Annotated in this window: 9 protein-coding genes and 5 pseudogenes; 11 read left to right on the forward strand and 3 right to left on the reverse strand. The window is 31.3% G+C overall.

Annotated features, from left to right (window positions below; all coding sequences use genetic code 11):
• Window positions 1–309 precede the first annotated feature (309 nt).
• The 6 genes and pseudogenes from TERY_RS24515 to TERY_RS29450 form a co-directional block, all read left to right on the forward strand.
• Entirely contained in the window at window positions 310–1,638 is a 1,329-nt protein-coding gene (locus TERY_RS24515; protein ID WP_011609950.1) for a tetratricopeptide repeat protein, read from the forward strand.
• Window positions 1,639–3,286: 1,648 nt separating this feature from the next.
• Window positions 3,287–3,364 (forward strand): annotated as a pseudogene (locus tag TERY_RS34230) (hypothetical protein); the annotation flags it as partial.
• 22 nt (window positions 3,365–3,386) lie between these two features.
• Entirely contained in the window at window positions 3,387–3,968 is a 582-nt protein-coding gene (locus tag TERY_RS00105; protein ID WP_011609951.1) for a tetratricopeptide repeat protein, read from the forward strand.
• A gap of 347 nt (window positions 3,969–4,315) precedes the next feature.
• Complete coding sequence (locus TERY_RS24520) at window positions 4,316–4,891, forward strand: class I SAM-dependent methyltransferase (RefSeq protein ID WP_011609952.1); 576 nt, start codon at window positions 4,316–4,318, stop codon at window positions 4,889–4,891.
• 63 nt (window positions 4,892–4,954) lie between these two features.
• Entirely contained in the window at window positions 4,955–5,380 is a 426-nt protein-coding gene (locus TERY_RS24525; protein ID WP_011609953.1) for a hypothetical protein, read from the forward strand.
• Between the two features lie 1,205 nt (window positions 5,381–6,585).
• Window positions 6,586–7,422: pseudogene (locus tag TERY_RS29450) on the forward strand (transposase); the annotation flags it as partial.
• A gap of 1,558 nt (window positions 7,423–8,980) precedes the next feature.
• On the opposite strand, the gene topA reads toward TERY_RS29450, so the two are convergent.
• Window positions 8,981–11,605, reverse strand: coding sequence for a type I DNA topoisomerase (topA, locus tag TERY_RS00115; protein ID WP_011609954.1), 2,625 nt, complete (start codon window positions 11,603–11,605; stop codon window positions 8,981–8,983).
• A 792-nt stretch (window positions 11,606–12,397) separates the two neighbouring features.
• Here topA and TERY_RS00120 point away from each other — a divergent pair.
• Window positions 12,398–12,913: a hypothetical protein gene (locus tag TERY_RS00120; RefSeq protein WP_011609955.1), complete on the forward strand. Its 516-nt coding sequence runs from the start codon at window positions 12,398–12,400 to the stop codon at window positions 12,911–12,913.
• A 32-nt stretch (window positions 12,914–12,945) separates the two neighbouring features.
• On the opposite strand, the pseudogene TERY_RS29455 reads toward TERY_RS00120, so the two are convergent.
• Together TERY_RS29455 and TERY_RS34235 are read right to left on the reverse strand one after the other, a co-directional pair.
• Window positions 12,946–13,786 (reverse strand): annotated as a pseudogene (locus tag TERY_RS29455) (transposase).
• Window positions 13,787–14,784: 998 nt separating this feature from the next.
• Window positions 14,785–15,732 (reverse strand): annotated as a pseudogene (locus TERY_RS34235) (IS630 family transposase).
• Between the two features lie 875 nt (window positions 15,733–16,607).
• Here TERY_RS34235 and TERY_RS29465 point away from each other — a divergent pair.
• The 4 genes and pseudogenes from TERY_RS29465 to psb32 all read left to right on the forward strand — a co-directional run bounded on the left by TERY_RS29465 (window position 16,608) and on the right by psb32 (window position 20,024).
• Window positions 16,608–17,528: pseudogene (locus TERY_RS29465) on the forward strand (transposase).
• Between the two features lie 507 nt (window positions 17,529–18,035).
• The gene (locus TERY_RS00140) at window positions 18,036–18,539 is read left to right on the forward strand and encodes a helix-turn-helix domain-containing protein (RefSeq protein ID WP_011609939.1); all 504 of its coding nucleotides are present in this window, start codon (window positions 18,036–18,038) and stop codon (window positions 18,537–18,539) included.
• 8 nt (window positions 18,540–18,547) lie between these two features.
• Window positions 18,548–19,003 carry an IS630 family transposase gene (locus tag TERY_RS26705; protein ID WP_081432519.1) on the forward strand — a complete coding sequence of 152 codons (456 nt, stop codon included), beginning with the start codon at window positions 18,548–18,550 and terminating at the stop codon, window positions 19,001–19,003.
• A 292-nt stretch (window positions 19,004–19,295) separates the two neighbouring features.
• Window positions 19,296–20,024, forward strand: coding sequence for a photosystem II repair protein Psb32 (gene psb32, locus TERY_RS00145; protein ID WP_011609956.1), 729 nt, complete (start codon window positions 19,296–19,298; stop codon window positions 20,022–20,024).
• Window positions 20,025–20,057: the final 33 nt, after the last annotated feature.

The following is a 20,057-nucleotide window of genomic DNA, read 5'->3' on the forward strand; positions in this document are numbered from 1 at the left end:
TACATTCAATAATTATTTTAAATTTACTGTTATTAGAAACCCTTGGGATAAAGTAGCCTCACAGTTTTGTTACACTCAAAAAACAAGACCTGATTTACTCAAATTACTTAATCTATCTAAAAATTATTTTGTTCAGGAATATCTCCACAAAATTTCAAAAAAAACCATGCTCAGTGGGAGGAAAAATATAAATTTATAGAGGATAATTTTGGGTAAATATTAGTAGATTATACCTATATATTTGATAAATTAAAGTTAGATTTTTAGAAAGTTATATGAAATCTTGATCTAAATCCTTGGCTATTTGAATTGCCTCATACTAATCAAACTGAAAGAAAGTACTATTCCCATTATTCTGATGATCAAATTAGGCAAATAGTGGTAGAAAAATATAAAACTTGTCTAGAAAAGTTTGGGTATTTATTTGAATTAGAAATTAAATATAAATTTGATAAAAATTATCAGATAAAAATATCTATTCCCATTTATAAAAAGTTTATGGTTCCAGTGATTAATAATTTCATTTCAAAAGCTAATAAATTAAAAAAAGAGGAGAAGCTAGATGAAGCGATCGCTCTTTACAAACAAGCTATAGAATTAAATCCCGGTTTTCCTTGGTATTACTATGAACTAGGAGAAACTTTAACAGAAAAAGGAGATTTAGATGAAGCAATAGCTCAGTTTTTTCAAGCTACTAAAATTAATCCTAACTCTGCCTGGTTTTGTTATGAACTGGCAAAAGCTTTACAAAAAAAAGGTGAGTTAAATCAGGCAATTAATTATTATAGACAAGCTATTGAAAGTAACCCAGACTTTTATGGATTTTACAATAGTCTAGGTTGTTGCTTTTTCCAGAATAAAAATTATCATCAAGCTATAATTAATTTTTTAATCGCACTGGAATTAAACTCCAGTTCAGTAATTAGCTACGAATATTTATATCAAGTATACTTACAACTTGGTTTGACTAAAAAATGTATTGATAATTTGTTTGGTAGATTTAAACAACCTAGTCAAAAACCTACTTTAACTATTCGCATAAAAGAAAAATCTGTCAATTCAAAACAGGAATTATCGAAAACAAAAATATTTGGAATTGGTTTAGGAAAAACAGGTACCACAACTTTGGGAGCTTGCTTAAATAATCTTGGATATAAACACTATGGTTGGTATACTTTGACTAATCACAAACTGCTTTACCAAATTAAATTAGATAATTTTGATGATGTTCATAGAGTAGTCAATCAATATGATTGTTTTGAAGATTATCCGTGGCCTTTGATTTACAAATGGCTCGATCAAAAATACCCTAATAGTAAATTTATATTAACCATAAGGAAATGTTCTCAAACTTGGTTTAAAAGTTGTTTAAATCATTATTTTCGACTACAAGATAGAGCAGCTTATCTCTATGATTTAATCTATGGTTTAGGTCATCCACAGAATTGTTCAGATGAGTATATAAATTTTTACGAAAGTCATAATCAACAAGTTATTGATTACTTTCAAAGTAAACCGGATAAATTACTGATAATTTGTTGGGAAAAAGGAGATAGTTGGGATAAATTATGTGGTTTTCTCGGAAAAACAGTTCCTGAAATTCTTTTGCCTCATTTGATGAAAAGTCAAACTAATTAATCAAGGATATATTTTTAATAAAATTGCTACAGGAGATTTAATGATGCAGGGAGATTAACTCAAATATGAGGGAAAGTTAGATTCGCGTTTCGCTGCGCGACATGAAATGCGGGGCATGGTATTAGCTATATCCCTCTCTATATAGAACCACTAAACTTATTTTTTACATTGATTTTCCTTTCTGCAGCATTCCTAATCCCTGAGAAACTATACTATTTTAGTTGAATAAAAAGTCATGCGTATAGGCGAACTTAGCCTTATAGTCTTTATAATATCACAATTTTTGTGGGAATGCAGCGGAAAATCTTTTGGCGCGCGATTTTTTGGAGCTTCAGAGAATGAATATATTGATGGCTTTCCACTGAGGAGGGAGGGATGGAAATATTTTAGTGGGTAAAATCCAGCATATTTATGGGTGCTTCACAACATGAAAATATTTCTGGTGTTGCTCCTTGAGAAAATTCTTCAATGTTCTGTTATCTCTGAGAGTGAAAATTTAGTTGAATAAAAAGTCATGCGTATAGGCAAACTTACCCTTATAGTCTTTATAATATCACAATTTTTGTGGGAATGCAGCGGAAAATCCTTCGGCGCGCGATTTTTTTTGGAGCTTCAGAGAATGAAAACGTTGATGACTTTCCACTGAGGAGGGATGGAAATATTTTAGTGGGTAAAATCCAGCATATTGGGTGCTTCACAACATGAAAATATTTATGCTGTTGCTCCTTGAGAAAATTCTTCAATGTTCTGTTATCTCTGAGTGTGAAAATTTAAGTGTGAAAAGTTAGTTGAATAAAAAGTCATGCGTATAGGCAAACTTACCCTTATAGTCTTTATAATATCACAATTTTTGTGGGAATGCAGCGGAAAATCCTTCGGCGCGCGATTTTTTTGGAGCTTCAGAGAATGAAAACGTTGATGACTTTCCACTGAGGAGGGATGGAAATATTTTAGTGGGTAAAATCCAGCATATTGGGTGCTTCACAACATGAAAATATTTATGCTGTTGCTCCTTGAGAAAATTCTTCAATGTTCTGTTATCTCTGAGAGTGAAAATTTAGTTGAATAAAAAGTCATGCGTATAGGCGAACAACCCCTTATAGTTTTTATAATATCACAATTTTTGTGGGAATGCAGCGGAAAATCTTTTGGCGCGCGATTTTTTTTGGAGCTTCAGAGAATGAAAATGTTGATGACTTTCCACTGAGGAGGGATGGAAATATTTTAGTGGGTAAAATCCAGCATATTCATGGGTGCTTCACAACATGAAAATATTTCTGGTGTTGCTCCTTGAGAAAATTCTTCAATGTTCTGTTATCTCTGAGTGTGAAAATTTAAGTGTGAAAATTTAGTTGAATAAAAAGTCATGCGTATAGGCGAACTTACCATTATAGTCTTTATAATATCACAATTTTTGTGGGAATGCAGCGGAAAATCTTTTGGGGCGCGATTTTTTTGGAGCTTCAGAGAATGAAAACGTTGATGACTTTCCACTGAGGAGGGAGGGATGGAAATATTTTAGTGGGTAAAATCCAGTATATTTATGGGTGCTTCACAACATGAAAATATTTCTGGTGTTACTCCTCGAGAAAATTCTTTAATGTTCAATGATAAATTACTGATAAGTTGAGAGGAAAGAGATTGTTGGGATAAATTATGTAGTTTTCTCGGAAAAACAGTTCCTGAAATTCCTTTGCCTCATCTGATGAAAAGTCAAACTAATTAATCAAGGAAATATTTTTAATAAAATGACTACAGGAAATTTAATCATACAAGGAAATAAACTGAAACGTGAGGGAAAGTTAGATGAAGCGATCGCTCTCTATACACAAGCTATAAATTTAAAGCCAGACTTTGCTTTTACTTATTATGAATTAGGGGATGCTCTGGAAAAACAAGGTAATTTTGCTCAAGCCATTATTGAATATGAAAAAGCTATTGAACTGAATCCTAATATAGATTTTTTTCATCAGAGTCTGGAAACAATTAAAAGTAGGAAACTTGAGCAAAATATTGATTTGACTTCCAATCAAATTAACTCAGATTTTTTGGTTGTGGGAATTTCCATGATTAAAAACGAGGAAGACGTTTTAGAAACTTTTATTCGTCATAATTTGAACTATCTTGACTTTTTAGTATTAGCCGATAATGGTTCTACAGATAATAGTAGAAAAATCATTAACAAACTTATTCAAGAAGGTTTCAACCTTTGTGTAATTGATGACTATAAAATGGCTCATAATCAAAATAATAAAATGACAAATTTCTACAGAAGAGTAGCTACATCATTATTTCCAGAATTTATTGTTCCAATGATGCAGATGAATTAATTCAGTCACCATCAAAAGAATCATTTATTAATTCACTTTCAGTCATTCCTAAAAATGGGATAGGTATTTATCCTTGGAAAACCTATATTCCTGAACCTACTAATACAAGTCATTTACTATCAAATTTTAAACACAGAAGAACAAAAGAAAATCCACAGTATTTTAAAATTATCCTCAAAACTAGCCGTAGTATTAATTATCAACTTAAAATCGATCAAGGTAGTCATGGAGTAACAAGCAAAAATGGCGATATACCCAGTGTTGAATTATCAGATATTTGTCTAGCTCACTTTCCTATCAGAAGTGTTAATCAACTTTTCAAAAAAATTTTACTAGGATGGTTAGGTGTGCTAGAAAGATTTAAAAGTAGAGATACTAAAGGAGAATGTTATCAATGGTATGACCTATATATAAAAATTATGCGAGGAGAAAAGTTTTCTAACTCAGACCTAACATATATAGCTCTTAACTACGCACAAAAAGTTGAGGTAAAAGAAGATTGTTTAAACCATGTTGAATTAGAACCTCCTACCATCAAATCATCGCAACTTTCTTATTCCGATTTAATAGCTAAAAATGATTACCGGACCAATGTCATTACAACTATTATTAAATCTTGGGAAAATCAAATTATAAAAATCCCTCCTTTAATTTCCAGAGAAGACTTAATTCCCTTCAGCGAATCACCTACTTCCCCATCAACAGATAATCATCAACATGGCGTCTTTGAGCCAAATTTTCACTTAGAAAAATTATTTATTGATATTCCACCATTCGAGTATATTTATCAGAGATTTTTGCCAGAAAATATTCTTGATATTGGCTGTGGTGTAGGTCAATATCTGAAAATTTTCAATAAACGAGGAGTTACAGAAATTATCGGTGTAGATGGTTTTATCCCACAACAAAGTTTCTTAAATTAAAATCAATATATTTGCCATGATTTAACTCACCCATTAAATTTACAACGCAAATTTGATTTAGTTATGTGTTTAGAAGTAGCTGAACATTTACCACCAGGCAAAGAACTTAACTTGATAGAAATATTAAATAATCATGCCTCCAATATTTTGATATTTTCAGCAGCAGAAATAGGTCAACCAGGAAACGGACATATTAATTGTCAACCCTTTGAATATTGGGTTGACTTATTAAAACAAAACTGGTCGCCAATGTTAACTGAGACATTATTTTTCCGATGTATCTCTAGTTTTTCTTCGTTCAGGAGAAACCCTATCGTACTCCAGAAAAAAACAGAATTAACCTCAGAAAATAGTTCTTTAAAATCTTGGGATAAATTAATTGTCATATCTCAAATACCCTACAAATGGTACGGTCAAAAATCTCAAATTATTTCCGAGATTCTAGAAATAGATATACCTGATGATATATATTCTTATTCTACTAAATAGCAACGGAAATACTAATTATCAATCATTTAAATATTGGGTTTTCTTGTGAAAACAAGACTATTTTCCAATGTTGACTGAGACATAATTTTTTCCATATATCTCTAGTTTTTTTTAGTATAAACCAGAGCATACTTCAGGAAAAAAAATAGCTTAACTTCAGAAAATAGTTATTTAAAATCTTCTAAAAAAAATTGATTTTTATATCTCAAATACATCACAAAGAGCATACTTCAGAAAAAAATAGCTTAACTTCAGAAAATAGTTATTTAAAATCTTCTAAAGAAATTGATTTTTATATCTCAAATACATCACAAATTGTTTGCTCAACAATCTCAAACTATCTCCGATATTATAGAAAAATAAATGCCCGATAATGTATATCTTTCTTATACTTAATAGCAGCAGAAAGAAGTCAATCAAGAAATAGATATATTAATTGTCAATTCTTTGAATATTAGGATAAATTATTACAATCAGACTTGTTGCTCATATTAACTTAGAAATAATTTTTTCTATGTATCTCTAGTTTTTTTAGGTTGAGGAGAAACTAGAGCATAATTCAGCAAAAATCAGTCAACTTCAGAGAATATTTATTGAAAATATTGAGAAAAATTTAATTTTTAGATCTCAAATTATCTCTGATGTTCTAGAAAAAGGAATACCTGATAATGTATATCTTTCTTATGTTTAAGAGCATCAGAAAGAGGTCAATTAGCAAATGGATATATTAATTTTAAATTCTGTGAATATTGGGTTAACTTACTACAATAAAACTAGTTTTCAATATTTAATTATAGATAATTTTCCGATGTATCTCTAGTTTCTTTGTTCAGGATAAACCAGAGTATAATTCAGAAAAAAAACTAGTTAACTTCAGAAAAAAGTTATTTAAAATTTGTAAAAAAATTGATTTTTATATCTCAAATATCTCACAAATTATCTAGTGAAAAATATTAAATTATCTCTGATGTATTTTGTTTTTTATCAGTCCAGTAAAAATCCTATTGTACTTCATAAAAAAAACTCGAGTTAACTTCATAAGATAGTTATTTAAAATCTTGGAAAAAATTGATTTTCATATCTCAAATACATCACAAATTGTTTGCTAAAAAATCTCAAATTATAGTCGTTTTAATCAAGATTGAGACAAAAATTGAGGATAAGAAAATCAAGTCAACTAGAAACTACTTTTAACTATGCCTTAGAGTTTAGACTTAAGACAAAAAGTAATAAATTTTGTAGAAAATAATGGTATGTTTACCGAAGCAGCTCATATATTTGGGATAGAAATAGCTTCGATATCTAGATAGTTATCTCGCCCAAAATTGGAAGCAACTAAGGCAAAATATTGCCTAATAAAATTAGATTTGAAAGAATTAAAAAAAGATATAAAACCCAATAAATAATCGCTCCTTAGCAGACACAGATAAAAAAAATGGAGTTAATCCTAAAGCTATATTTTACGCTTTAAAAAGAATAAAATTTCCTTAAAAAAAACAACTTCGTTATAGAAAAATAAATAGAGAAGAACGAATAAAATATTATCAGAAACTACGAAATTTCATCAAAAAATTTGGAAGTAAAAGCCTTGTATTTATTGATTAATCAGGATTTTAAGATAATCAAGACTGTATTTATGCCTGGTTAAAAAAAGGGAAAAAAGTTGATGGTGAGCCAGAAGGAAAACGAGGAAAAAGAGAAAAGTTAGTAGCTGGGAGAAGAAAAAAGGAAAAAGATTTAATGGCACCAATTATATTTAAAGGAATCCTAAATGCCGTGAGATATGAACAATGGTTAAATTAAGATTTATTACCATCATTAAAAATTTCCAGTGTACTAATTATGGATAATTAACCAATTCATAGAAAAAAGGTTATTAAACAATTAGTAGAAGCAAGGGTCATCAATTACTATTTTTGCCAAAATGCTCTCCTGATTTAAATGACTAAGAACATGATTTTAGTGCATTAAAAAGAGCTAGAATATATTCACCTATAAACACATCTCTCGATGAAATTATTCGTAATTATTGTGCCAAATAGCGTCTCATTCTTATTTCAAATGACTATATCTCCGATATTCTAGAAAAATAAATACTCAATAATGCATATCTTTCTTATACTTAACAGCAGCAAAAAAAAGTCAATAAGGAAATGGATATATTAATTGTCAATTCTTTTAATATCGAGCTAACTTATTACAACAAGACTGGTCACCCATGTTGAATTAGACATAATTTTCCCCATTTTTTTTTGAGTATAAACCATAGCATAATTCAGAAAAAAAGCAGTCAACTTCAGAAAATAATTATTGAAAATATTGAGAAAAAATTGATTTTTATATCTCAAATATTTTGCAAATAGTCTGGTAAAAAATCTCAAATTATCTCTGATGTATTTCGATTTTTTATCAGTTCAGGAAAAACCCTATTGTACTTTATCAAAAACTCAAGTCAACTTCAGAAAATAATTATTTAAAATATTAAGAAAAATTGATTCCTATAAGGATAAGTTCAGATAACTATAATGAATCAGGAGATGTAAAAGTGACCATTAAATAATTTAAAAACTACACAGATAATTATCCAGATTCGGTTCATGGAGACCCAATTTACAGAGTCGCGCGCGAAAATAGAAAATTTACTTCATCTGAGAGCTATTTTATGGGAGCTATCTGCCGGTTTGTTGAGCACCCAAAAATATTGATAAAAAACATATGAAACAAGCTAAATTAGATAAAAGATTACGTAATCATATTGAGGGTCAACTTGGGCAATACGAAAAAAATATTTAGTCTAGTCAAAGTAATAGCAAAACTTTCTGAAACTTCCACAATTATGTACGCAATTACTTTTTTACTAATCAACCTTTCTACCTTCTTGCAAGAAACTTTTTTTCTTTTTTTACACTTTTTTTGTTTTGGTATTTTTTTTTAATTACTTAAAATTATATTTTCATTAAAGTCTAATAATCAATATTTATTATTTTTTTTGAATAAGAAATAAAGCATTGTCTAATTTATTCAGCAAACCCTATTTAGCGCTAGCTGATTAATTCTAAAAGTATGACATATAAAGCCTTTAGGATTATTTGCTAAGCAAAAAGTACCAGCTTTTTAGTAGTTTAAGCTCATCCATGGATCGGATTTCGCACGAACCATTACAGAAAAATCAAAGGACAATTCTTGCTAATACCTCCTCGTGACCGTACCATTAATCCTAACTTGTGACTTACTATTCCCTACTTACCACTCCCTACTCTCTCCCTAAAAATTAAATCAGAAGGGTTAAAGATAAATTTTAAAAATCTACTTTTTATAACCTGTGGAGAAATTTCCCCATTCTTCTGTAGGGATGTTTTATGCAACGTCCCTAGCCACCTCTTCAGGGCGTTTTTATTCTCTATCTTACCCCTAATTAAGTGAGGAATCTAAAAATATTTTATAATAAGCGATCATGCTATTTTTTTCTCAAATGAGACATTGAGAGAGAAAAAAATATTAAACTGCCTTCAATTTTGGTAGTTATGCGATAGCTTTCTTTGAGAATAAAAATGCCCTGCCGACCCCCCTACTCCTTAAAAAGATCAAGAAGAACAAACCCTAGTTATTTTCGGCTTTTGACTTTGTGGATTTCCTACCACGAGCAGATTTTTTACTACTAGCCTTAGCATGCAAAAGCTCTAGAGCCTTTTCCCAAGTTACATCCTCAACAGACATATCCTTAGGCAAAGAAGCATTAACCTTACCATGCTTCACATAAAGTCCATATCGACCATCATAAACACCTACTGTTTCTCCATCTTCAGGATGTTTACCCAAATCTTTGAGGGGAAGTACAGCTTTAGCACTACCTCTCCTCGATCTTTTCGGTTGAGCTAATAACTCCAAAGCACGTTCCAAAGTAATAGTCAAAACATCATCCTTAACCTTTAAAGAACGATAGTCTTTACCATCCTCCTTTCCCTGGTCGTGAACGATATATGGGCCAAAACGTCCTAAATTAGCTTGAATTTTGCAACCAGTTTCTGGATGAGTTCCCAAAGTACGAGGTAAAGATAATAACCCTACCGCTAGATCCAAAGTTACATCCTCCATATTGACACCCTTTGGCAAAGAAGCTCGCTTTGGTTTCCTCTTACTACCCTCAGAATCATCACCCAACTGCACATAAGGACCGTAACGACCAGTCATTATATAGATAGACTTATCTTCTTCTGGATGAATTCCCAACTCCTGCGGACCCTCTGTTTTTTGCTTCAACAGTTTCTCTATTTGTTCTGGGTCTAGGTCTGATGGAGTTAAATCTTCAGGAATAGAAGCTTTGACTATATTCTCACCATTTTCTGCCTCAATATAAGCACCAAACTTACCAATACATATACGATAAGTCATCTCTGAATTAGCATCCAAATTATCTAACTCAATAGTTCGGGCCAACTTAGGGTCAATTTGATTTTCCTGTTCCTTGATTTGAGTATCAAGTCCACTTTCCCCAAAATAAAATTTTTTAAGGTAAGGTACCCACTGAGCTTCACCCATAGAAATGTCATCGAGGGTTTGTTCCATACGGGCAGTAAACTTGACATCTACAAACTCAGGAAAATGTTTTTCCAGTAAAGTTGTAACAGCAAAAGCAGTAAATGTTGGAACTAAAGCATTACTCTGGAGTTTGGCATAACCACGATCAACAATAGTACCAATAACAGTAGCGTAGGTACTCGGACGGCCGATACCTTCACTTTCCAAAGTTTTTACCAAAGACGCTTCGGTAAACCTGGCAGGTGGCTGAGTTTCATGACCCACTACTTCTATTTCTGTGCAAGCAGGATGGTCTCCCTGTTTTATAGCAGGCAATGGTACTTCTTGGTTTTCCAAAGATACTTCGGGGTCATCAGACCCTTCAACATAAGCCCGGAGGAACCCAGGAAAGTCTATCCGTTTTCCATTAGAACGAAAACCAGCATCTTCTACTTGTAAATTAACTGTAATATGGGTTTGACGAGAATCAGCCATTTGACAAGCTACTGTTCTTTTCCAAATTAAGTCATAGAGAGCAAATTCTTGATTTTTCAATCCTGTTTCCTGGGGAGTGCGAAAAGTTTTACCTGCAGGGCGAATAGCTTCGTGAGCTTCCTGAGCCCCCTTACTTTTAGTAGTGTATTGCCTAGGTTCAGAACTTAGATATTCCGGGCCATACATTTTCTCAACACAACTTCGGGCAGCAGCGATCGCCTCATCAGACAAATGTACTGAGTCTGTCCGCATATAAGTGATAAAGCCCTGTTCATATAAATTTTGGGCTGTCCGCATTGTTTGCCTAGCACCCATTCGTAGTTTGCGGTTAGCTTCCTGTTGTAAAGTAGAAGTAGTAAATGGTGGAGATGGTTTACGTCTAACAGCTCGTTCATCAAAACTATTAACAGTCCAAGGCTTATGTTGCAGTTGTTCTTTGAGAGCTTCTGCATGAGCTTCGTCCAATAAAATAACATTACGACCTTCAACTATTTTGCCTGTATTTTCATCAAAGTCATTACCAGTAGCTATTTTTGTCCCCCCAAGGGTCACAAGTTTAGACTCAAATGGAGTTTTTTCTTGTTCTAAACTAGCCTTTAAATCCCAATAACCTCCTCGCTTAAAAGCCTGACGTTGGCGTTCTCGGTTAACCAAGAGTCGGACTGCTACTGACTGTACTCTACCTGCAGAAAGACCTCTGGCAATTTTTTTCCAAAGTACAGGTGAGAGAGTATAACCGTAGAGGCGGTCTAGAATACGACGAGTTTCTTGTGCCCTGACTAACTGCTCATCTATGTTACGACAATTATCAATTGCTCTACGGATAGCTTCTGGAGTAATTTCATGGAAGACCATCCGTTTAGTAGGAACTTTTGGTTTTAGTAGTTGCAATAAATGCCAACTTATACTTTCTCCTTCACGGTCTTCATCTGTGGCTAGAAGTAATTCATCAACTTCTTTCAGAGCATCTTTGAGTTCTTTGACAGTTTTCTTTTTGTCTTTGGGGACAACGTAGATTGGTTCAAAATCTGACTCTACATTTACCCCTAACTGTGCCCACTTTTCTCCTTTGAATTTTTCTGGTATTTCCTCGGCAGAAGGTGGTAGGTCACGCACATGACCCATAGATGCTTCCACGCGGTAGTCGGAGGGTAGATAGTTGCGAATGGTGCGGGCTTTAGTCGGAGATTCTACAATAACAAGGGTTGACATAAGACCTTATATTAGGTATTATAAGAGATTAATTTTTGTATGTTAGTATTAGATTGAATAGATAGTTATGTACCTGTCATAAATGTTTCGGGTGGTTGATTCTATAATTTTTGCTTTGATTTGGCTTTACAGCATAAAGCTTTTTTATTCCACCCAATCTTAATTTTTATTTCTGGCAAAACACGTATTTGATAAACATTAACTTTACAGCTATCCTTATTAATATCTGCTAGCATAATCAGTATTTAATGTCAATAGTATGGATATCTTGTTGCTCAAATTAAAATGAAAGCTTGCATAAAAGATTGCTGCTAGCTTCTCTCTGTATCAGTTTAAAATCCTAAAGTTTGGGGAATTATTGCTTGCTTAGAAGACAAATATCCTTAATTCAATTATCGGACAAGAAGTGGATAAGCTAAAAAAATCATTAATACTTCTATAAACTATCAATAACTAAAGTGTATAGTATAATTACTATCACGATAATGTCTTACTAAGAAGGCCTAAAGTAAATCTATAAAGGCCTAAGGTTAATACCTAAAGTTATTTAAGTGTTCTTAATTTATCTGTAGAGTTTATGTTATTGTAATAAATCTGTGTTATTCTTCTAGGAATTAAGTAATCGGCCCTATTTTGTAAAAAATTTGATTTGCCTGAAGTGAAGCTCCTAAAAATTGATATGTCATCTAAATTATGAATAACAAAGTCCAATTAGAATATTATTTTTAACAATTTTTAACAACTACTTGAATTTACTAAAAGAAAATATTCAATAACTCAGACGTTATAGTTATGACTATCTCATTTGTAAGTACAACAAAAGCTGCTTTTTTACTGAATATATCTACAGGTAGATTAAGAACTCTACTAAATCAAGATCGTGTTCGAGGTGCTCGTAAAGCCAAAAGGCTTTGGCAAATTCCGCTTAACTATCGAGGAATGCCAGAAATTAAACCAGGTCGTCGTGGTCCTCAAGGAACTTGGAATAAATTTCAACGCCAAGCTAAGACTATCATCCATGTTCTGCGAAAGACTATAGACTATAACCGAGACAATGGAACCTCTTATCCAGCAGTAGCGGTGAAAGTAGGAAATAAAAAAGATTATTGCCACGCTTTAAAAATTGATGGTTCTTGCCAAATAATTTATCAGCCCCATCAACCCAATAAAAGTCAAGCCGGAGGTGCCCGTCTGTGGATTGAAGTGGAACCGGAAAATATAGTAGAACGAGTATACTTCAGTGATGGAGATTATGGTCCGCCACCAGAAGTTCTTCAGCAGCGAGCCAGAAGTAAAGAGAAAAAATAAAACATGAAAGATTATAGCAATTGAAGCAAAGGTTAAAACCTCAACTTAACAACATAATCAACTCTATTTCTAAAATCTCCTATTGTTTCTTCTGACTTTCTGAAAAGGTTTTTAATGGAAAACCAATAATGTTCTATTTCATTTAAGTAAGGAGAATATGGTGATGAATGTTCAATTTCACAATCCACTGACTCAATTAATTCTTGAATTTTTGGGGGCTTGTGAAAACTTGTATTGCCATAAAATATTCATAGTAGTCATGTTTTTATTTATCGCAACAATTTTTATGTTAACCATTTTTCAAAAACTAAATGGTTATAAGAACTATCAAACGAATAAAGCAATTAATTTTCCCTGACACAAACCACTTATAATACTTATCCTCAGACTTATTCTTCCTAATTGTCAATCGTAATATATTTTTCCAATTGAATTCCATCGATCAATCACCATAATCTTCTCACTTTATCAATTTCAGGATTTATCTATATATACTAAATATTATAGCTTTTTTTCGCGGATTTTTGTCAGAAATTCAATTCTATTCTCTTCATCTGTTTCTCTGTAACTGTAATTTTTTGTATGTGGCAAATTGTTTTTTTTAAGGCTTTACCTATAGTGTGTTTGTGCAGCAGAAGGTCGTTCTATCGCTAACTGATTCTAGCCATAAAGGGTGACATTTTTTTTTGAGTTTTACTACCATTAATGTAGACCAATTCTTGCTCATTATTCTAAATCTGGTATTTTAGGATTATCTCCTTTTTTATCATCTGTTTTTGCTCTTATATACCTAGTTTCTATTCTTCCAAGTAACTAAATATTAATGGTATTACAACTAATATTAAATATAAAACTTGTTTCAGTTTTACTCATCCCATCATCAATTACATTAATAACTTTTTATCAATAGTCGTAGGTATAAGGAACATGCATAATCTTTTTCAGATAATTTTTCGAGCATTATTTCTATATCTTTACTTCGACTACTACTAAGATAAACAATTACCTATTTCCCTCACACATATTATAATCATAATTTTGAGTAGACAAGGAATGTTAAAAATCTTTGAATCAGGACTTGGGCAAAGATACTATATATATAGGGCATGACAATTTTGACCACCTGCACTATAGCTTTGTGTGATACGGATAACTCCACGGGAAGCGAACGCTTAAATATTTTATTTTATTCAAAAAAACCTTCATTGATTCAAGTTAAAATTTGCTTCATTATAATTAAAAGATATTTTCATTATGAGATAAGACCAATTCAATAATAATTAGTGGCTGTTCTTGAATGAATACTTTTTATTATTTAAAAAGCAAATATTTTTAATAATTTCTATACGCTTGATTGCACAAGCAATATATTTTTTTTAATTATTCGCAGGCGATATTGGCAAAATTATAAACTTGTTAATTACTTAATTCTGTGGTGATTTTTTTTAATGTTCTATTTAGTTTGAGTTAAAATTATAAATCATCAGCGTGATGATTTATTTAGATTCTTAGTGACAATATATTCTGCTGAAGTTGGCAGACACAGTATCCCAAAATATTTTTAATTTTTTGTCTTGTGGAAAACCTTTGATTTTCATTCTTTTTCCCAAGACTTTTTCAGTCTCATTCCAATTTAATTATTGAATCTTTTTGTATTTTTATACCCCGCCTGTATCATAAACTAAGCGATTACTTTTTAAATGACATTAATAGATATTTTTTTCTAAATTATCTATTAATGTCATTAATCTTTGTATTGTATACTTACTATCTATTAATACAGTTTGAAATAGTACTTTTTTTTGTTTATAGCATTAAGTACTATTTTTTTTTACATTCATTATCTATATGATCTATAGCAATGCCCATAGCTATGAGGTACAGTAACAAGAATTGTTAAACCAATTGCGAATATCTTGTTGACTAACTTTTAATATAGTTGAGGTAATGGCATCAATTAAATCTTTATAATTTCTTACTTTAACTATTCTTAGAATAGCTTTCATATTTGACTAAAAGTTTTCAATTGAATAAAAATCAGGTGAATAAGAATGTAAAAATAACAGACTAGCTCCAACTTATTCAATAACTTCTCTCACCATTTAGGAGAAATTAATTTTCCCATTTTCCATTACAACAGGATCTCCTTTTCACAGTCATGGAAATACTTATTTAACAATAAAAGCCTCAAAAGTTACTCCATATAATGCTCCATCAATATTTATTTTTGCCAAAACTTTTTCTCAGGATATAGCTCCTATGATTGAGATATTTTTTCCTAGTTTTTGAGGTTTTATCCTCTGACTCTTTTCCCTTTTAAGGCTCTAGCATATAATCAAAGCATTGCCAAATTTACTCCTGATTCATCTATAAAGACTAAATTATTGATCTTTATCCCTCTAACTATTTCCCAATACTCTACTCTCTTATATTGGAGTTAAACATTTTCTTTTTCAGGTACATACAATGTTTTTTTTGAGACTGTAGTTTAACTTTTCAGTTATCCAATGATTGTACTTTTTCCTACTTTTACTCCTGTAGCTACTTCGATTAATTCTCATAATTTCTCATTAGTTGCATCATTATTTTTCCCCATTATTTCTACTAAGATTAATAATTCTTCACTATTGAGCTGAGAAGGAGGACTTCCTCCTTGAGGTAAAGGTTTAATATCTCCAGTTTATTGATATTTTTTGGTTAAGGTTTGAATAAAATTTTGGCTGACTCCAAACCTATGATCCAGCTTCCTTATAGACATTTTTTCGGTAGCTACAAATTTCTACAATTTTTTTTCTAAAGTCTATAGAATAAGGTTTCATCAGTTTCGCGATCGCTATAAAAATTAGCCCTACTAGTGTATCTTATGACTATGGGAAATACTATATTTTTGTTTTTTTGTTTTCTTGTCAGTATCTGGTTCATAAATCCTGTAATCTATAATTCATAACTGTTCAGTTTGAGAATTAAAATATATACAATTAACTATTCCTATACCACGAGCTTCGTAGCTGAGAGAAAGCAAATAACTGTATGTTCTTTACCACTTTATTTTTATCGCGTAAGTGCTTCTAAGAGAGGAGGTACGCCATCAATTTTTAACCCATACTTTTTATTAATTACTGTGTCATCAAAGATTAAATATACTGATATACCTGAAAAAAATTATTATTTAATATTTCGTCATAAATATTGTGAATTTAAAGACTATTTTCTTAAATAATGGTTTATTTTATCATGTCTAATATTTTTACTTTGCTGTTCTCAAGTTTGTTTTTGTATAATTTGTGTGATATTGAAGTAAATATTAACTAATTACAACATAATTAAAATCCATGTTTTTTTGAAACTAATATAATTATGCCATTGCTGTCTAACTATAAAATTTTTTTAGCAATTCAATTTAACAATTTATAATCTATAGCAATCCTAAATCATTTATGAAAAATTACTAGTATTTTGAAAAATAGCTCTAATCACTGTTAATTATGGTTTCTCTCTTCAGCATAAGTATCTTATAGCTACCGATCTCTTTCACTTTTCAGATAGGATTACTATATTTGTTTAGACATATTCTTTTTTTCTTACTAGATAATATATATCAAAAGTATAGTTTTTTAAATTAAGATTAAGACAAAAATTGAGTTGAATAAAATCAAGTCAACTAGCAACTATTTTTAACTATGCCTTACAGTTTATACTTCAAAAAAAAGTAATAACTTTTGTAGAAGATGCTGGTATTATTACCAAATAAGCTGATATATTTGGGATAGGAGGAGCTTCGATATATAGATGGTTATCTCACCCAAAATTGGAAGCAAGTAATGTGAAATTTTGTCCAATAAAATTAGGTTAGAAAGAATTAGAAAAGGTAAAATTTATTCAAATAAAATTAGATTGGAAAGAACTAGAAAAGGTAAAATTTATTCAAATAAAATTAGATTGTAAAGAACTAGAAAAAGATATAAAACCAAATCAATAATTGCTCATTAGCAAACAGAGCAAAAAAAAATGGAGTTAATTCTATAGCTATATTTTATGCTTTGAAAACAATTAAGTTTCATTGAAAAAACAACTTTGTTATAGAGAAAGAAATAGAGAATAAAGAATAAAATATGATCATAAACTACGAAATATCATCAAAAAAAATTGGAAGTAAACGCTAATTATTTATTTATGAATCAAGATTTGAAGATAATTAAGACTGTATTTATGCCTGGTCAAAAAAAGGGAAAAAAGTTGATGGTGAGCCAGAAGTAAAACGAGGAAAAAGATAAAATTTAGTAGCTGGGAGAAGAAAAAAGGAAAAAGATTTAATGGCACCAATTATATTTAAAGGAACCCTAAATGCCGTGGGATATGAACAATGGTTAAATGAAGATGTATTGCCATCATTAAAAATTTCCAGTGTACTAATTATGGAGAATTAACCAATTCATATAAAAAAGGTTATTAGACAATTAGTAGAAGCAAGGGTCATCAATTACTATTTTTGCCAAAATGCTCTCCTGATTTAAATGGCATAGAACATGATTTTAGTGCATTAAAAAGAGCTAGAATATATTCACTTATCAACACATCTATTGATGAAATTATTCGTAATTACTGTGCCAAATAGTGTCTCATTCTTATTTAAAATGACTATAATATCTATAAAGTATATCTATCCGAAAAAAACTAATTTAAGTAATTGACAATTCCCGAGTTGACAGTACGCTATATATAGCGTACCTGCGTAATTTCTGTGAATGTGACTACAGGGACTATCATATTTAATAGGCAAAGGAAAACAAACTGCAAGCCTTTAATCTGAACTAAGGTGACGATAGTTTTAATAGAATTAGTATTCACTAGATTTGGAGTAACAACTTTTGCCTCTTTGGCTAAAGAACTATAGCCAAAGCTGACATTTAAGGCCATGTACCGAGAGTAATTAACCCTACCTCAAATTACCTGACCTAGAAAGTTATTCCCTAACCAAGAGGAGAGGAATTTAACCTCCAAGGAATTGGGAGTTATCATCTCATATCACCTCTAGTAATTATTAGAGATATCGGCTATGTTATACTAATTTCATAAACTTAAGCTACACTTTTAGAAGTAACCTATTATAGAAAATGTCCCCATGTCAGGAGTAGTAAAAATTGAGATAAATGAATCGGTAGAAACTCTCAAAAAACTTTTAAAAAGTGCGAGTACAGCTCAAGAAAAGGAAAGACTTCAAACTATTTACTGGTTGAAAACTCAAACAGTAGAAACAGTAAAAGAAATTGCGATAATGTTAGGACGCAATCGAGTCACAGTACAAAAATGGTTAGGGAAATATCGTACAGGTGGACTGAATCTTTTACTAGAACCAAAGAAAAATCTAGGAGGGAGGCCAAGTTCAATTCCACCAAATGTAATCGAGAAATTAGAAGCAGAATTGCAAAACCCGGAAGGTTTCCAAAGCTATGGTGAAATTCAACAGTGGTTAACGACTTGTTTTGACATCGAGCTGTCTTATCGAACAGTTCATCAATTAGTCAGATATAAATTAAAAAGTAAATTAAAAGTTCCACGTCCAAATCACATAAAACAAAATAAAGAAGCTCAAGAAAACTTTAAAAAAAACTCTCATCTCAACTAGAAGAGAAAATTAAGTTAATTAATAAATATTCGGAAAATCAACTGCCAATTCGCTATTGGTGTCAAGACGAGACTAGAATTGGATTAAAAACTATAACAGGTAAAGTCATTACTGCTTGCGGTGTTAAGCCCATTGGTTTATATCAATGGCTATTTAAATATCTATGGCTTTATGGTTTAGTAGAACCAAAAACAGGAGATTCCTTTTTTTATGAATTTAGTCATCTAGATACTCCTTGCTTTGAAAGATTTTTAGAGCTTTTTTCTCAAACATATCCTGAAGAGATTCATATTATTCAACTAGATAACGGGCGAGGGCATCTAGGGAATGATTTATCTATCCCTGATCACATCATTTTATTATTTCAACCTCCTTATTGTCCCGAAGTTAATCCCATTGAAAGACTGTGGAAAGAGGTGAAAAAATTCTTGAAAAATCGAGTTTTCGATTCCTTAGATTTCTGACGCAGAATCCTGAGAAATATATTAACTGGATTTAGTCAAAAAGATATTGCTTCTTGTACAGGATATGATTTTATTCTTGAAGCATTATGTGTAGTCGGACTTTAGGAAATTGGTATTACTTATGGGGTTCTTTAGCCCAAGAAGTCGCACTCAGCAAATCCTAAATAAAGTGATAAAGTAGGTGAAAGTCTAGTAAAGTTTCTATATTTTTATAGACTATGGACTGTGGCAATGAGAAAGCTATCATTCCATAAAAAAATAAACGTTTTACGAAAAACTGCAAATTATTCTGATGGTAAAACTATTGAACAAAATACTAAATCTGGAGAAGCTCCCAACTTTAATAGTATCTCTACTATTACTAATTTTGGCAACTATAATACCAGTATCCTCTGTATCTGCAACTGGAGTTTATCAAATGCCCAATTTAGACACAGGTAATCGTACATTTATTGTTGATGATGCAGATGTTCTCAGTCGAGTTACTAAGAATAAACTAAACAATACTTTAGAAAATTTGGCTAATTTGACTGGGAATGAAGTTAGATTCGTTACTATCCGTCGCCTAGATTATGGTGAGACTGCCGATAGTTTTACTGAAAAATTATTTGACAAATGGTTCCCTACTCTAGAAGCAAAAGCTAATCAAACCTTAGTAGTATTAGATACTCTCACCAATAATGATGCAATTCGTATAGGTGATGCAGTTAAAATATTTATGTCTAATGATATTACTCAGAGTTTAGTTAATGAAACTATTCAAGTACCTATTAGAGATGGTAATAAATATAATGAAGCTTTCTTGGCAGCTAGCGATCGCCTAACTGCTGTATTATCTGGAGAACCAGATCCAGGTCCTCCGGATATTAAAGATGAGCTTTCAGCACAAGTAGCAGCTACTTTTAAATCAGCAGAGGAAACTAATGATCAAAGTGCAACTGTTTTGGTTGTTGTATTGTTAGTTATTGCTACAGTTGTACCTATGGCTACTTATTTCTGGTATCAAAGCTTTTCTGGCTAGTAATTCAAGAAAATAGCAAAAGGTTTCATTTAT

It is taken from the genome of Trichodesmium erythraeum IMS101, from assembly GCF_000014265.1.
Lineage (GTDB): Bacteria > Cyanobacteriota > Cyanobacteriia > Cyanobacteriales > Microcoleaceae > Trichodesmium > Trichodesmium erythraeum.

Coding starts and splice junctions, on each gene's coding strand:
- TERY_RS00105 (WP_011609951.1), top strand. CDS start 3,387: ATGACTACAGGAAATTTAATCATACAAGGAAATAAACTGAAACGTGAG.
- TERY_RS24525 (WP_011609953.1), top strand. CDS start 4,955: ATGTGTTTAGAAGTAGCTGAACATTTACCACCAGGCAAAGAACTTAAC.
- topA (WP_011609954.1), bottom strand. CDS start 11,605: ATGTCAACCCTTGTTATTGTAGAATCTCCGACTAAAGCCCGCACCATT.
- TERY_RS00120 (WP_011609955.1), top strand. CDS start 12,398: ATGACTATCTCATTTGTAAGTACAACAAAAGCTGCTTTTTTACTGAAT.
- TERY_RS00140 (WP_011609939.1), top strand. CDS start 18,036: ATGTCAGGAGTAGTAAAAATTGAGATAAATGAATCGGTAGAAACTCTC.
- psb32 (WP_011609956.1), top strand. CDS start 19,296: ATGGTAAAACTATTGAACAAAATACTAAATCTGGAGAAGCTCCCAACT.